Origin of the sequence: Pseudomonas sp. ICMP22404, assembly GCF_006227205.1 — a bacterium.
Classification (GTDB): Bacteria; Pseudomonadota; Gammaproteobacteria; order Pseudomonadales; family Pseudomonadaceae; genus Aquipseudomonas.
Genome location: NZ_VCNG01000001.1, coordinates 170746 through 185314 on the forward strand (window position 1 = coordinate 170746; position 14569 = coordinate 185314).

The window sequence follows — 14569 nt, forward strand, 5'->3', positions numbered from 1 at the left end:
CGGCGGACACAAGTTTCGTGCCCGACACAGATCCCATGTGGGAGCGAGCCTGCTCGCGATGGCGCCCGACCAGACGCTGAAGCATTCCCGCTCTATCCAGCCTCAAGCCTTGATCCCGCCCCGCCCCAAGCCTAATCTAGCCTCACGCAAACGTTTCACCCTCCCCCCGCAGCACCGATGCACCCTACCAAGGAGGTTCCCCGATGTTCGACTTCCACCCCCAGCTCAAGCAGCGTTTTGCTGCCTTGCGCACGGGCGCTGAATTCTTTTCCCTGCGTTATGTGCGCGAGTCCGGCCAGCATCTGTCGGTGCGCAAGAACATCGCCGAACCGCCCAGCCTGGGCCGTGACGAAGGGGCGATGCTCACCGTGCGGGTCAACGGTGTCGAAGCCTATGCGGCCACCAATGACCTGTCCCAGGCCGGTCTGCAAGCAGCCCTGGAACGGGCCGAGCAACAGGCCCGCCGGCTCAAGCCCCACGCCCTGCTCGACCTGCGCGAACAGGCGGTTGCCAGCGACCGCGCCGATTACTTCTCGCCGCATTTCGACCAGGCGTTCCCCGCCCTGAGCGATTGCTACCAATTACTCGGCGACGAATCGGCGGCGGTGCCCCAGGACGAGCGCCTGGTGAATTGGCAGGTGAGCATCGGCCTGACCCAGGTCGAACAGATCTACCTCAACAGTGCCGGTGCCGAGTTGCGCCAGGCCCAGCGCTTCATCTACCCGGCACTGGACGTCACCGCCTTCGACGGTCATGACAGCCAGACCCGCACCCTGGGCCGCGAGAACTTCGGCCAGCAAGGCGGCTTCGATGTGATCAACCGCTGCGGCCTCATCGGAGCCGGGCCGAAAATCGCCGATCAGGCCCTGCAATTGCTGATGGCGCCGAACACGCCGCAAGGCCCGCGGGACCTGCTGTTGATGCCCGACCAGATGATGTTGCAGATCCACGAGTCCATCGGCCACCCACTGGAGCTGGACCGCATCCTGGGGGACGAGCGCAACTACGCCGGCACCAGCTTCGTCAAGACCAGCGACTTCGGCCATTTGCAGTACGGCTCCAAGCTGCTGAACGTGACGTTCGACCCGGACATTCCCGAGGAACTGGCGAGTTACAGCCATGACGACGACGGCAGCCTCGCCAGCAAGCAGTTCCTCATCCGCGAAGGCTTGCTGCTGCGCCCATTGGGCGGCGCGCTGTCACAGTTTCGCGCAGGCCTGGACGGCGTCGCCAACAGCCGCGCCTGCGGCTGGAACCGCCCGCCCATCGACCGCATGGCGAACCTGAACATCGAACCGGGCGATCAGTCCCTGGAGCAGTTGATCCAGGGCATCGAACACGGCGTGCTGATGCGCACCAACCGCTCCTGGTCCATCGACGATGCCCGCAACAAATTCCAGTTCGGCTGCGAATGGGGCCAGTTGATCGAGAACGGTGAGCTCAAGGGTGTGGTGAAGAATCCCAACTACCGCGGCATTTCCGCGCAATTCTGGAAGAGCCTGCGGGCCGTGGGCGATGCCAGTACCTCCCAGGTGCTGGGCACGCCGAACTGCGGCAAGGGCGAGCCGAACCAGGTCATCCGCGTCGGCCATGCGTCGCCAGCCTGCGTGTTCAGAGACGTTGATGTGTTTGGGGGGGACGCTTGATGAGTACCGTCAACAATCAGGCCGAGGCATTCAAGACGCTGGTCGACTGGCTACGCGCTGCGTTGCATGGGTCCGAACAATTCACCTTGGGCTACGCCGCAGAGTCCTCGGCCTTCGTGCGTTTCAACCATGGCAAGGTGCGTCAGGCCGGGCAGGTGCAACAGGCCAATGTGAATTTCAAACTGATCGACGACGGGCGCCATGCCGACCTGCAGATCACCTTGTCCGGCGAAACCGAGACAGACCTGCAACGTTTGAGCGAAGGCCTGCAACAGCTGCGCGATACCCTGCCGCTATTGCCCCGGGATCCTTATCTACTGCTCAACCATAATCACTGGCAGAGCAACAATGTGCAGGACCATCCGTTGCCGGAGACCGAACAGGCCGTGGACGAAATCGCCCGAGCCGCCGAAGGCCTGGACCTGGTGGGGATCTACGCCGCCGGCCCCATCAGCCGCGGTTTCGCCAGTTCTTCGGGGGCATTTGGCTGGCATCAGGCCAACAGCTTCAACTTCGACTTCAGCCTGTTCCACGAAAACGGCCAGGCAGTGAAAGCCAGCTACGCCGGCCATGAGTGGAGCAGCGAAGGATTTGCCAAGCGCTTTGCCCAGGCCCGCGAGCAACTGGCGTTTCTCGGCCGGCCGCTGCGCACACTGCCACCCGGTGAGTATCGTGCCTACCTGGCACCGGCCGCGCTGGAAGAGATCATGGGCATGCTCAGTTGGGGCGGGTTCTCGGCCCGGACAATTGCCAGCAAACAGAGCCCGTTGCAGAAGTTCTACGCCGACGAGTCCACCTTCAGCCCCGTCGTAGGGCTGAGCGAGCAGGTGAGCGGCTCCTTGAGCCCGGCGTTTTCCGATGAAGGCTATCCGCGCGATGACCTGACGCTGATCGCCAAGGGCAAGGCCAACGCCCGGTTGGTCAATTCACGCAGCGCCGCCGAATACGGCCTCACCGCCAACGGCGCGAGCAGCTACGAATACCCTTCGGCGCTGGTCATGCAGGAAGGCCAGTTGGAGCAGGAGGACATTCTCGAGCGCCTCGGCACCGGTTTGTACATCAGCAACCTCTGGTACCTGAACTACTCGGACCAGCCAGCGGCACGCATGACCGGCATGACTCGCTTCGCCACGTTCTGGGTCGAGAACGGCCAGATCCAGGCACCGGTCAGCACCATGCGCTTCGACGACAGCGTCTATAGCCTGCTCGGCTCGCAACTCGAAGGCCTGACCCGGGAGCGGGAACTTCTGCTCTCGGCCAGCACCTACAGCCAGCGGGCCACAGCCTCGATGCTGTTGCCGGGGGCGTTGGTCAAGCGGTTGACGTTGACCTTGTAAAGCATCGCGGGCAAGCCTTGCTCCCACAAGGGCAATGACATCCGGTGGGAGCAAGGCTTGCCCGCGATAAAGCCACCACGAACACCCTGAGACACAGCAAGAGGCCCCATGCCCAACCGTGCACCGCTCGACGCAACCACCGCCCGCTGGCTTCCGTGGGTCGTGGCGATCGCTTTCTTCATGCAGTCCCTCGACGGGACGATCCTCAATACCGCCCTGCCTGCCATGGCCAGTGACCTGGCAGAGAACCCGCTGCGCATGCAGGGCGTGATCATCGCCTACATGCTCACAGTGGCGCTGCTGATCCCGGCCTCGGGCTGGATCGCCGACCGCTTCGGCACCAAGAAAATCTTCTTCGGCGCGATCCTGTTGTTCAGCTTCGGCTCGCTGCTGTGTGCCTTGTCCAGCTCCCTGACGATGCTGGTCGGCGCCCGGGTCATCCAGGGCCTGGGCGGCGCACTGATGCTGCCGGTTGGTAGGCTGGTGGTGCTGCGGGCCTATCCGCGCTCGGAACTGGTGCGGATCATGGGTTTCATCACCATTCCGGGCCTGCTCGGCCCGCTGATCGGCCCGACCATGGGCGGCTGGATGGTGCAATACCTGACCTGGCACTGGATCTTCATCATCAACCTGCCAGTGGGGGTGATCGGCTGCTACGCGGTATGGAAATTCATCCCCGACCTGCGCGGCAGCGAGCGCACCCGCTTCGACGGCGTGGGTTTCCTGCTGTTCGGCGCGGCGATGGTGCTGATCACCATTGCCATGGAGGGCCTCGGCGAGCTGCACTTGCCACACCTGCGGGTGATGTTGCTGCTGTTCGGCGGCCTGGCCTGCCTGGCGGCTTATTGGCTGCGAGCCGGACATGTCGAGAATCCGCTGTTCGCGCCGTCGCTGTTCAAGACCCGGACCTTCGCGGTGGGCATCCTTGGCAATCTGTTCGCCCGCCTGGGCAGCGGTGCCCTGCCCTTCCTGGTGCCGCTGCTGCTGCAAGTGGCCCTGGGTTATTCACCGTCCCAGGCCGGGATGAGCATGCTGCCCCTGGCGGCGGCGGCCATGGTCGCCAAATCCGTGGCCCGGCCATTGATCGAGCGGCTGGGCTATCGCATCGTCCTGACCGGAAACACCCTGGCCCTGGGCGTGATGCTGGCGAGCATGGGGTTGGTCAGCGAACAGACCCCGTACTGGCTGCTGTTGGCGCAACTGGCGGTACTGGGGGCGATCAACTCGCTGCAATTCACAGCGATGAACACCGTGACCCTGATCGACCTGGACGATGCCAGCGCCAGCAGCGGCAACAGCCTGCTGTCCGTGGTGGCGCAACTGTCCTTGAGCCTCGGCGTCGCCTGTGCCGGCGCCCTGCTCGGCGGCTTCACGGCCCAGGTGGGTAACGATGGTGTCGACACGGTGCTGGGCGCGTTCCAACTGACGTTCGTGACGGTGGGGGTCATGGCGATGCTGGCGGCGACGATTTTCTCCCAGTTGTCGAAGCAGGACGGGCGGCGGCAGAAACGTCACGATGAGCATATCGAGCATTAACCCAAGCTTGAGTGGCTTCGGTAAGTTTTTGTGGCGAGGGGATAAATCCCCTCGCCACAGGTTAATCACCCAGCCTTCCAAGAGCCCCATGGCTCGCACAGCTCGTCCAGAACTTTCGAAGAAAGTGGCACGAGGCTGCTACACTGCGCGACATTTTGTTTTGCAGGCCTGTCCCGTGACCACCATTGCCACCGCTTTCAACACTTTGCCGCTGTCCGCCGCCATGCTGGCTAACCTCGAATCTCTCGGTTATGCCCAGATGACGCCGATCCAGGCGCAGAGCTTGCCGGTGATCCTCAAGGGCCTGGACCTGATTGCCCAGGCCAAGACCGGCAGCGGCAAGACCGCGGCGTTCGGTATCGGCCTGCTGAATCCGATCAATCCGCGCTACTTCGGCTGCCAGGCGCTGGTCATGTGCCCGACCCGCGAATTGGCCGACCAGGTCGCCAAGGAAATCCGCCGCCTGGCCCGTGCCGAGGACAACATCAAGGTCCTGACCCTGTGTGGCGGCGTATCCTTCGGCCCGCAGATCGCCTCCCTCGAACATGGCGCCCACATCATTGTCGGCACACCGGGACGCATCCAGCAGCACCTGCGCAAAGGCTCGCTGGTACTCGATGGCCTCAACACGCTGATCCTCGACGAAGCCGACCGCATGCTCGACATGGGTTTCTACGACGCCATCGAAGACATCATCCAGCAGACCCCGGAGCGTCGCCAGACGCTGCTGTTCTCCGCCACGTACCCGGCGGGCATCAAGCAACTGTCTTCCAAGTTCATGCGTGATCCGCAGCAGGTGAAGGCCGAGGCACTGCATTCCGACGCGCAGATCGAGCAGCGTTTCTACGAGATCTCCCCCGAGGAGCGCATGGACGCGGTGGTCAAGGTACTGGCGCACTTCCGCCCGGCCTCTTGCGTGGCGTTCTGCTTCACCAAGCAACAGGTCCAGGAAACCGTCGACCATCTGACGTCCAAAGGCATTTCCGCCGTCGGCTTGCATGGCGACCTGGAGCAGCGCGACCGCGACCAGGTGCTGGCGATGTTCGCCAACCGCAGTACGTCGGTGCTGGTGGCCACCGACGTGGCGGCCCGTGGCCTCGATATCGATGCCCTGGACATGGTGATCAACGTCGAGCTGGCCCGGGACTCGGAAATCCATATCCACCGCGTCGGCCGCACCGGCCGCGCCGGGGAAACCGGTGTTGCCATCAGCCTGGTAGCGCCCTCCGAAGCCCACCGCGCCCAGGCCATCGAGCAATTGCAGAAGGCCCCACTAAGCTGGGACCAATTGGACAACCTCAAGCCCCAGGGCGGCGGCCCACTGCTGCCAGCCATGAGCACCCTGTGCATCGCCGCCGGTCGCAAGGACAAGGTTCGCCCCGGCGACATCCTCGGCGCCCTGACTGGCGACGCGGGCATCCCCGGCACCCAGGTCGGCAAGATCGCGATTTTCGATTTCCAGGCTTACGTGGCCGTTGAACGCGGGATCGCCAAACAGGCACTCAAGCGCCTGAACGAAGGCAAGATCAAGGGACGTTCGTTGCGGGTGCGAATCCTGTAACCATCCCAACCAACGAAGTTCCCCTGTGGGAGCGAGCCTGCTCGCGATTGCGGCGGGTCAGCCAACCTTTATTTGACTGACACACCGCAATCGCGAGCAGGCTCGCTCCCACAATGGGTTTTGTGGCGAGACTGAGAGGACACCGTTTTGCGCTCTACCGAAGTCGTGATCATTGGCGCTGGCGCCGCAGGGTTGATGTGCGCGTTGACCGCTGCGGGGCGCGGACGGCAGGTGATGTTGCTGGACCATGCCAACAAGGCCGGCAAGAAAATCCTCATGTCCGGCGGTGGACGCTGCAATTTCACCAATATGTACACCGAGCCGGGCAACTTCCTCTCGCAGAACCCGCACTTCTGCAAATCGGCCCTGGCCCGCTACACCCAATGGGACTTCATCGCTCTGGTGGCCAAGCACGGCGTGCCGTATCACGAGAAAAAACTCGGCCAGTTGTTCTGCGATAACAAGTCCAGCGACATTCTCGGCGTACTTCTGGACGAGTGCGAACAGGTCGGGGTCAATCTGCACCTGGACACCTCGATCGAGCACATCGAGAAAACCGACGGCGGCTATCGGCTGCAAACCACCCTCGGCGTCATCGCCTGCCAATCCCTGGTGATCGCCACCGGCGGCCTGTCGATCCCGACCCTGGGGGCAACCGGCTTTGGCTATCAGGTCGCCAGGCAGTTCGGCCACCAGCTATTGCCAACCCGCGCCGGCCTGGTGCCGTTCACCATTACTGATCAGCTCAAGGCCTTGTGCACCGAACTCTCGGGCACTTCGGTCGATTGCCTGGTGAGCTGCAACGACCAGAGTTTTCGCGAAAACATCCTGTTCACCCATCGTGGCCTCAGCGGTCCGGCCATCCTGCAGATCTCGTCGTTCTGGGAGCCGGGGGACACGGTGCAGATCAACCTGCTGCCGGACCACGACGTGCCCCAATGGCTGCAACAACAGCAGGCCGAGCGCCCCAACAGCGAACTGAAAACCCTCTTGGGCGAGTTGTTCACCAAGAAAATGGCCAACCTGCTGGCCGATACCTGGTTCGTCTCCAAACCCATGAAGCAATACACCCACGCGGAACTGGCGGACATTGCCGAGAAACTGGCGAGCTGGAACGTCATCCCGGCCGGCACCGAAGGCTATCGCACCGCCGAGGTCACCCTGGGTGGCGTCGACACACGGGAAGTCTCATCCAAGACCATGGAATCGCTGAAAAGCCCCGGGCTGTACTTCATCGGCGAAGTGCTGGACGTCACCGGTCACCTGGGCGGGTTCAACTTCCAGTGGGCCTGGGCTTCGGGCTATGCCGCCGCACAATACGTCTGACTACCTGTCCTGTGGGAGCGAGCCTGCTCGCGATAGCGGTGGTTCAGTTGGTAATGAATTGACTGACACGCCGCTATCGCGAGCAGGCTCGCTCCCACAGGGTTAAGTGTCGGATGACGGAACACTTTTTGCTGTCAGATGTGATCGCCGCCATTGCGTCGGCGTCATTACTGCCTCAATTTAGTGTCATCGCCCGTCAGGCCCTTGCATTTCATGTCATCGACCTCGTTCCGCCAGTCTCTGCGTCGCCTTTGGGCGTTGGATAAATTCAGTTATAGCGTGCGGGTGTTCATCGCCCTGACCGGCAGCATGGCGCTGTGCTGGTACCTGGATGAGATGACGCTGCTGATTCCCTTGTTCCTGGGCATCATCGCCAGCGCCCTGGCCGAGACTGACGACAACTGGCAGGGCCGCCTCAATGCGCTCGCTGTGACCCTGGTCTGCTTCACCGTCGCGGCATTGTCGGTGGAGCTGCTGTTTCCCTATCCCATCCTCTTCATCATCGCCTTTGCCCTGGCGAGTTTCGGCCTGACCATGCTCGGCGCCCTGGGCGAGCGCTATGGCGCGATTGCCTCGGCCACCTTGATCCTGTCGGTCTACACCGTGATTGGCGTGGACCAGCGCGGTGGCGCGGTCACCGATTTCTGGCACGAACCCTTGCTGCTGGTGGCCGGCGCGGCGTGGTACGGCATGCTCTCGGTACTGTGGCATGTCTTGTTTTCCAACCAGCCGGTGCAACAGAGCCTGGCACGATTGTTCCGCGAGCTGGGGCGTTACCTGAAGCTCAAGTCGTCGCTGCTCGAACCGGTCCGCCAGTTGGATATCGAAGCACGACGCCTGGAACTGGCCCAACAGAATGGCCGCGTGGTGGCGGCCCTCAACGCGGCGAAGGAAATCATCCTGCACCGCGTCGGCAACGGTCGTCCGGGCTCGAAGGTCAGTCGTTACCTGAAGTTGTACTTCCTGGCCCAGGATATCCATGAGCGTGCCAGTTCCTCCCACTATCCCTACAACGCCCTGGCCGAGGCGTTCTTTCACAGCGACGTGCTGTTCCGCTGCCAGCGCCTGCTGCGCCAGCAAGGCAAAGCCTGCCAGGCGCTGGCCGAATCGATCCAGATGCGCCAGCCGTTCGTCTACGATGATCGCTTCGCCGAGGCCTTGAACGACCTGCACGCGTCCCTGGAACACCTGCGTATCCAGAGCAATCCGGCCTGGCGTGGCCTGTTGCGTTCGTTGCGGGCCTTGTCGGCGAACCTCGGCACGCTTGATCGTTTGCTCAGCGACGCCAGCAACCCCGATGCCCTGGCCGACGCTACTGACAGCAGCCTGCTGGACCGCTCGCCACACAGCCTCAAGGATGTCTGGCTACGCCTGCGCACGCAGCTCACACCGACTTCGCTACTGTTCCGTCATGCCCTGCGCCTGCCCCTGGCGCTGAGCGTTGGCTACGCGATGGTGCACTGGATTCACCCGTCCCAGGGCTACTGGATCGTCCTCACCACACTGTTCGTCTGCCAGCCCAACTACGGCGCCACCCGGCGCAAACTCGGTCAGCGGATCATCGGCACCGCCATTGGCCTGACAGTGGCCTGGGCGCTGTTCGACCTGTTCCCCAACCCGCTGGTGCAGTCGTGCTTCGCCATTGCCGCCGGGGTGGTGTTCTTCACCAACCGCACGACCCGCTACACCCTGGCGACCGCCGCGATCACCGTCATGGTGCTGTTCTGCTTCAACCAGGTCGGCGACGGCTATGGCCTGTTGCTGCCACGGTTGTTCGATACCTTGCTCGGCAGCCTGATCGCCGGCCTGGCGGTGTTCCTCTTCCTGCCGGACTGGCAGGGCCGCCGACTGAACAAGGTCCTGGCCAACACGCTGACCTGCAACAGCATCTACCTGCGCCAGATCATGCACCAGTACGCCGCCGGCAAAAGTGACGACCTGGCCTATCGCCTGGCCCGACGCAATGCCCACAACGCCGACGCGGCGTTGTCCACGACACTGGCGAACATGCTGATGGAGCCGGGGCATTTCCGTAAGGAAGCCGACGTCGGGTTCCGTTTCCTGGTGCTGTCCCACACCTTGCTCAGCTACCTGTCGGGCCTGGGTGCCCACCGGGGGACCGAACTGCCAACGGATGTGCGCGAGCAGTTGATAGACGGCGCGGGGGTGAAGCTGGCCTCCAGCATCGACGAAATCGCCCAGGGACTGGCGACCAAAACGTCGATCGTGATCCAGAGTGACGAGGAAGAAGCCCTGGCCAACGAGCTTGAGCAGATGCCCGACGAAATTGATGAGGGCCAGCGGCTGGTGCAGACGCAACTGGCGTTGATCTGCCGTCAGCTTGGACCGTTGCGGACCTTGGCGGCGCATCTCATCAAGGATACGAGCGAGGCCTGAAAGCTGCGGCGGTCAATCGGGCCCCATCGCGAGCAGGCTCGCTCCCACAGGGGTATGCATTTCAATGTGGGAGCGAGCCTGCTCGCGATGGGGACCAGCATGGGCAGCGCAAAACTCGCTCACATACCGTGCATTTCCAGGATCCGCGCATAACTCCCATCCGCCTTCATCGCTGCGATCTCCCGATCGAACCCCGCCACGATCTGCTCATGCTCCGGGTTCTTCAGGCTGACCAGGATATGCAGGCTGTTTTCGCTCAACGGCTTGGGCAGGAACTCCACGGAATTACGCACCTTGGGCGATTCGCGGGCCAGGTAATAACGAGCGACATACTCGTCTTCCAGGGTCAACTTCACGCGGTCGGCAGCCACCATGCGCACTGCCATCGCAAAGTTATGCACGGGGACCTTCTGCATTTGCTGGTCCTCATCGAACGTCTTGGAATAGGCATAACCGCGAACCACGGCAATGGGGTAATCGTATAGCTGTTGCAGGCTGTCGAACTGGATCGGAGCGTCCTTGCGCTTGAGAAAGCGCACGCGATTGAGCAGGTATTCGGCCGAGAACTGGCCTATATGAGTGCGCTCCTCGCTGTACCAGGCGTTGACCAACACGTCATAACGCCCTTCGCCGATGCCCAGCATCGCCCGGGCCCAAGGCACCTGTTCAAACTCGGTGGCATAACCGGCACGCGCCAGGGCGGTGCTGACGATATCGGTCGCCAGGCCACCATTGACCAGCGTTGAGTCGGTAAAGGGTGGCCATCCATCCGCAACCAGGCGCAATTTCTGCGCACAGGCGTTGTGACTCAACAACAGCAACCCAATCAAAACAAGAGCTCGGTGCAATCGCGGCATGCCATACATCCTTGAAGGTTGCGAAGCCCATGTTTTTTGCCGAAATTCGGGAGATAAACAGAGACATCCCACCTAACATTAGCTCATTGAAACCGCTGCGCAGCGCTTGCACGAAGATTACATAAAGACGACAACGCTGCGAAAGCAGAATGATGGCAATTTGGCCTTTATCACATATTTTCGCTCACCCGGAAAAGAGACTTCCAGGCGCAACGCACTTAATATCGGCCTCGGGCTCTTCAGGAAATTCACAACATGGACATCGATTGGGTCTGCAAACACCACAGTGACCTGAGCAAGGAACAGCTGTACGCCATTCTCAAATTGCGCGCCGACGTGTTCGTCGTCGAGCAGAACTGCGCCTATCCGGACGTCGACGGGCTGGACCTGGAAGGCGACACGTTCCACCTGATGGCCTGGCGGGATAACCACCTCGTGGCCTACCTGCGCCTGCTCGATCCTCATTCCCAGAACAGCGACGTGGTCATCGGCCGCGTGATCATCGCCCCTGAGGCACGGGGACAAGGGCTGGGACATACCTTGATGGAGCACGGGCTCAAGCACGCCGAGAAGAACTGGCCTGGCACGTCGATTTCATTGTCGGCGCAAGCGCATCTGCAGGGGTATTACGGGCGGTATGGATTTGAAGTGGTGGGGGTCGAATACCTGGAGGATGGTATCCCGCACATAGGCATGCATCGACCTTGAGGCTATCGTCGCGAGCAGGCTCGCTCCCGCATTTGAAACACATCCCCCTGTGGGAGCGAGCCTGCTCGCGATGGGGCCAGTACAACCACTATCCCTATCAGGGGTAGTCGAGCACCGCCTTGATCCGTGGCAGATTGGCCTCGATCCACCCTCGATCAATCGCCCCCCAATCGCGGATCCGATAGCCACCGGCATGGTTGCGGGCTCCTTCCTGCTGCTCGAACTCGCACACGATATCCAGGTCCGTCAGCGCCGCGACGGTGTCCTGGGCGGTGCGTCGAGGCATGCCGGTCGCTTCCATGAGCGCCGGGACATTGCTGGCCACGCCGCTGTCGATCAGGTAAGCCACATACAAGCGGCGATAGAAGCTGCTCTTGGTCTTGCTGACATCCATCCGGTCATTCCTTCGGTTGTTGCAGATCGCGCCAGGTCAGGTACACCCGCAGGTCGAATTCCAGCTGGTGATACCCCGGGAGCATGTGCTCGCAGAGTTGGTAGAACGCCTTGTTGTGGTCCGATTCCTTGAAGTGGGCCAGTTCATGCACCACGATCATGTTCAGGAACTCGGGCGCTGCGTCCTTGAACAGCGACGCGATGCGGATTTCCTTCTTCGCCTTGAGCTTGCCACCTTGTACCCGCGAAACCGCAGTGTGCAGACCAAGGGCACGATGGGTCAGGTCGAGGCGGTTGTCGAACAACACTTTGTCGATGGCCGGCGCATTACGCAGGTACTGTTGCTTGAGCTCCAGTGCATAACTGTACAGCGCCTTGTCGCTCTGGATCGGATGTCGGCCCGGATAGCGCTGGTGCAGGTAATCCCCCAGGCGATCCTGGGCAATCAACTGCTGCACCTGGGCTTGCAGCGCGGCGGGGTAGGCCTGGAGGTACTTGAGCGCGGTCATCGAGCGGCGATACTGTGGAAAAAGACCGCCAGTGTAGCGAACTCAGACCGTTAGCGCGCCCCAGTCAAAGGGTCTGGCGAACGCATCGGTGTCTGCCGCCGTCAAGGGTCGCGCCACGAGGAATCCCTGCACATACTCACAGCCATGGTCCTTGAGCCACTGATATTGCTCCAGGGTTTCCACACCTTCGGCGATTACCCGCAAGCCCAATTGCGTGCACAGATCGATCACCGAGGCCGCCAGGGCCGCATCGCGCGGCGAATCCGGCAATCGGGCGATCAGGTGCCGGTCGAGCTTGAGGGTATCGAGCTCAAGGTCACGCAAATGAGTCAGGGAGCACGGTCCCGAGCCGAAGTCATCCAGCGCCACCCGCACCCCGAGATGGCGCAGCAGCCGCAACTGCTTCTGGGTTTCGTCGGGATTGCGCATCAGCGCGTCCTCGGTTACCTCGACCTCCAGTTGCCGGGGCTTCAGGGCATGGCGCTCCAGGACCTGACGCAACTCGGTCACCAGGTTCGGCATGCCGAACTGGGTACTGCTCAGGCTCACCCCCAGCACCAGGTCATCGGCGAAATTTCGCTCCCAGACTTTGCGCTGGGCCGCGCTACGATGATAAATCCAACTGCCTAGCCGGCTGATCAGCCGCGCTTCCTCCAACAAAGGCAGGAACAGACCCGGCGGCACATCGCCGACGCTCGGGTGCTGCCAGCGCAACAACGCCTCGAAGCCACGAATCCGCCCATCGTGGATATTCACCTGGGGCTGGTAGACCATATTGAAGTCGCGGTTCTCGATGGCCGAGCGCACGCTCTCCTCAAGCATCAGCCGTGAACGGGCTCGACCGTTCATTTCGTGGTCATAAAAACGATATTGCTGGCGGCCGGCACGCTTGGCTTCGTACATGGCAATGTCGGATGCGCGCAACAAACCGTCCAGATTGGCGCCGCAATCCGGGTAGGTCGCAATGCCGATACTGGCCCCCAACGCCACATCCATGCCTTCGATCTGCTGGCAGATCGCGACCCGTTCGATGAGTTTTTCCGCGATCTTGGCCGCCTGCTCCGGGAGCTCCAGGTCCAGCAGGGCCGTGAATTCGTCACCGCCCAACCGCGCCAGGATGTCGAAGGGACGCAGACAGGCTTTCAATTGTTCCGAGACCCAGCGCAACACCCGGTCACCGGCATCGTGCCCCAACGAGTCGTTGACGCGCTTGAAGCCGTCGAGGTCGAGGTACAACAGCACCCAGTTGCTTTCCAGTCGCTCGCTGCGCATCAGCAGGTTTTCGGCGGTCTGATAGAACCCCCTGCGGTTAAGCAAACCGGTCAGCGGATCCGTGACGGCCTGGAATTCGAGTTGCTGGTGCAAGTGCCGGATTACGGACATGTCCTGGAGTGTCACCACCATGGCCTTCTGTTCCGCGGGCAGCGGGGCGCAGGACAAGGCCACCGACACCTGTTGACCGGGCGCGGTGCGCAGGATCGCATCGTGCAGACGCCAGGTCTGGCCACGGCAATAGGCAGCATGAATATCGGAGTCGGCCCATTGTGGAATGTGGGGTTTCTGCAGGTAATCCAGGAAGGGCGTCCCCTGCAACTGCTCGGCCGTTGCATTGAGCAGACGGCAAGTGGATGGGTTGGCGAAACGGATGCAGCCGGCCTCGTCCACCACGAGGATCCCCTCGGCCGCGTTGTCCAGCACCGAGGCGTTGAACGCTCTGGCAGCCTCCAGGTCCTGACTCAGGCGCTGCAAAGCCCGGCGATTGCGCTGGTGCTCCAGCAACGCTTGCACCTTGGGCTTGAGGATCTGCGGATCGAAGGGTTTGAACAGATAGTCCACCGCGCCACTGGCATAGCCTTTGATCACCGCATCCTGGGATTGCTCATTGGCGGTCAGGAAAATGATCGGCGTGAGGCGCGTGCGCTGGCTGCCGCGCATCAGGCGCGCCACTTCGAAACCGTCCATGTCCGGCATCTGCACATCCAGCAGAACCAGGTCGATGTCATGTTCGAGCAGCAGGTCAAGGGCCTCGACACCCGAGGTTGCGGTCATGACTTGCCAATCCTGACGCTGCAACAACGCTCGCATGCTGAGCAGATTTTCAGGGTAATCATCAACAATCAAAAGGACGGAGTTGTTTTCACCAAGCGTAGGTTGCGCGCATTCCATGCTGCTTCTCTTATCGGGGCGCCATGTCCGTTTTTCGTAGCAAAACGGACAAATACTGTGATCTCACTCTAGACCGTGATTTTGAAAAGCAGTAGGTGTCATCACGCCATCATCCCGACAATGCCCGAAATAG

The 14569-nt window shown here is 61.8% G+C and carries 11 protein-coding genes; 7 read left to right on the forward strand and 4 right to left on the reverse strand.

The features are described 5' to 3' along the window. Nucleotides 1–203: 203 nt before the first annotated feature. The 6 genes from FGE05_RS00755 (at nt 204) to yccS (ending at nt 9803) form a co-directional block, all read left to right on the forward strand. Complete coding sequence (locus FGE05_RS00755; protein ID WP_139640763.1) at nt 204–1646, forward strand: TldD/PmbA family protein; 1443 nt, start codon at nt 204–206, stop codon at nt 1644–1646. Continuing rightward, entirely contained in the window at nt 1646–2983 is a 1338-nt protein-coding gene (locus tag FGE05_RS00760) for a TldD/PmbA family protein (RefSeq protein ID WP_139640765.1), read from the forward strand. Before FGE05_RS00755 ends, FGE05_RS00760 begins: the two co-directional genes overlap by 1 nt. 108 nt (nt 2984–3091) lie before the next feature. Further along, nucleotides 3092–4519, forward strand: coding sequence for a multidrug transporter subunit MdtD (gene mdtD, locus FGE05_RS00765; protein ID WP_139640767.1), 1428 nt, complete (start codon nt 3092–3094; stop codon nt 4517–4519). Nucleotides 4520–4742: 223 nt separating this feature from the next. After that, the gene (dbpA, locus tag FGE05_RS00770; protein WP_257225576.1) at nt 4743–6080 is read left to right on the forward strand and encodes an ATP-dependent RNA helicase DbpA; all 1338 of its coding nucleotides are present in this window, start codon (nt 4743–4745) and stop codon (nt 6078–6080) included. A gap of 147 nt (nt 6081–6227) precedes the next feature. Continuing rightward, nucleotides 6228–7406: an NAD(P)/FAD-dependent oxidoreductase gene (locus FGE05_RS00775; RefSeq protein ID WP_139640770.1), complete on the forward strand. Its 1179-nt coding sequence runs from the start codon at nt 6228–6230 to the stop codon at nt 7404–7406. A 213-nt stretch (nt 7407–7619) separates the two neighbouring features. Continuing rightward, on the forward strand, nt 7620–9803 hold the full coding sequence (gene yccS, locus FGE05_RS00780) for a YccS family putative transporter (RefSeq protein ID WP_139640772.1): 2184 nt from the start codon (nt 7620–7622) through the stop codon (nt 9801–9803). A 119-nt stretch (nt 9804–9922) separates the two neighbouring features. Here the strand turns inward: yccS and FGE05_RS00785 are convergent, their stop codons facing one another. After that, nucleotides 9923–10660, reverse strand: a complete 738-nt coding sequence (locus FGE05_RS00785; RefSeq protein WP_139640775.1) for an ABC transporter substrate-binding protein — start codon at nt 10658–10660, stop codon at nt 9923–9925. A 255-nt stretch (nt 10661–10915) separates the two neighbouring features. On the opposite strand from FGE05_RS00785, the gene FGE05_RS00790 reads away from it, so the two are divergent. Further along, nucleotides 10916–11368, forward strand: coding sequence for a GNAT family N-acetyltransferase (locus tag FGE05_RS00790; RefSeq protein WP_139640777.1), 453 nt, complete (start codon nt 10916–10918; stop codon nt 11366–11368). 97 nt (nt 11369–11465) lie between these two features. On the opposite strand, the gene FGE05_RS00795 is transcribed toward FGE05_RS00790, so the two are convergent. The 3 genes from FGE05_RS00795 to FGE05_RS00805 are packed head-to-tail and all read right to left on the reverse strand — an operon-like array spanning nt 11466 to nt 14436. Continuing rightward, nucleotides 11466–11762, reverse strand: coding sequence for a helix-turn-helix domain-containing protein (locus tag FGE05_RS00795; RefSeq protein ID WP_139640779.1), 297 nt, complete (start codon nt 11760–11762; stop codon nt 11466–11468). Between the two features lie 4 nt (nt 11763–11766). Then, complete coding sequence (locus FGE05_RS00800) at nt 11767–12270, reverse strand: YgjP-like metallopeptidase domain-containing protein (RefSeq protein WP_024778831.1); 504 nt, start codon at nt 12268–12270, stop codon at nt 11767–11769. Between the two features lie 42 nt (nt 12271–12312). Further along, on the reverse strand, nt 12313–14436 hold the full coding sequence (locus FGE05_RS00805) for a bifunctional diguanylate cyclase/phosphodiesterase (RefSeq protein ID WP_139640781.1): 2124 nt from the start codon (nt 14434–14436) through the stop codon (nt 12313–12315). Nucleotides 14437–14569 lie beyond the last annotated feature (133 nt).

Excerpts from the sequence above, each read along its gene's own strand:
- FGE05_RS00805 (WP_139640781.1), bottom strand. The coding sequence starts at position 14,436 with ATGGAATGCGCGCAACCTACGCTTGGTGAAAACAACTCCGTCCTTTTG.
- FGE05_RS00800 (WP_024778831.1), bottom strand. The coding sequence starts at position 12,270 with ATGACCGCGCTCAAGTACCTCCAGGCCTACCCCGCCGCGCTGCAAGCC.
- FGE05_RS00760 (WP_139640765.1), top strand. The coding sequence starts at position 1,646 with ATGAGTACCGTCAACAATCAGGCCGAGGCATTCAAGACGCTGGTCGAC.
- FGE05_RS00795 (WP_139640779.1), bottom strand. The coding sequence starts at position 11,762 with ATGGATGTCAGCAAGACCAAGAGCAGCTTCTATCGCCGCTTGTATGTG.
- mdtD (WP_139640767.1), top strand. The coding sequence starts at position 3,092 with ATGCCCAACCGTGCACCGCTCGACGCAACCACCGCCCGCTGGCTTCCG.
- dbpA (WP_257225576.1), top strand. The coding sequence starts at position 4,743 with ATGCTGGCTAACCTCGAATCTCTCGGTTATGCCCAGATGACGCCGATC.
- FGE05_RS00790 (WP_139640777.1), top strand. The coding sequence starts at position 10,916 with ATGGACATCGATTGGGTCTGCAAACACCACAGTGACCTGAGCAAGGAA.
- FGE05_RS00755 (WP_139640763.1), top strand. The coding sequence starts at position 204 with ATGTTCGACTTCCACCCCCAGCTCAAGCAGCGTTTTGCTGCCTTGCGC.
- FGE05_RS00785 (WP_139640775.1), bottom strand. The coding sequence starts at position 10,660 with ATGCCGCGATTGCACCGAGCTCTTGTTTTGATTGGGTTGCTGTTGTTG.
- yccS (WP_139640772.1), top strand. The coding sequence starts at position 7,620 with ATGTCATCGACCTCGTTCCGCCAGTCTCTGCGTCGCCTTTGGGCGTTG.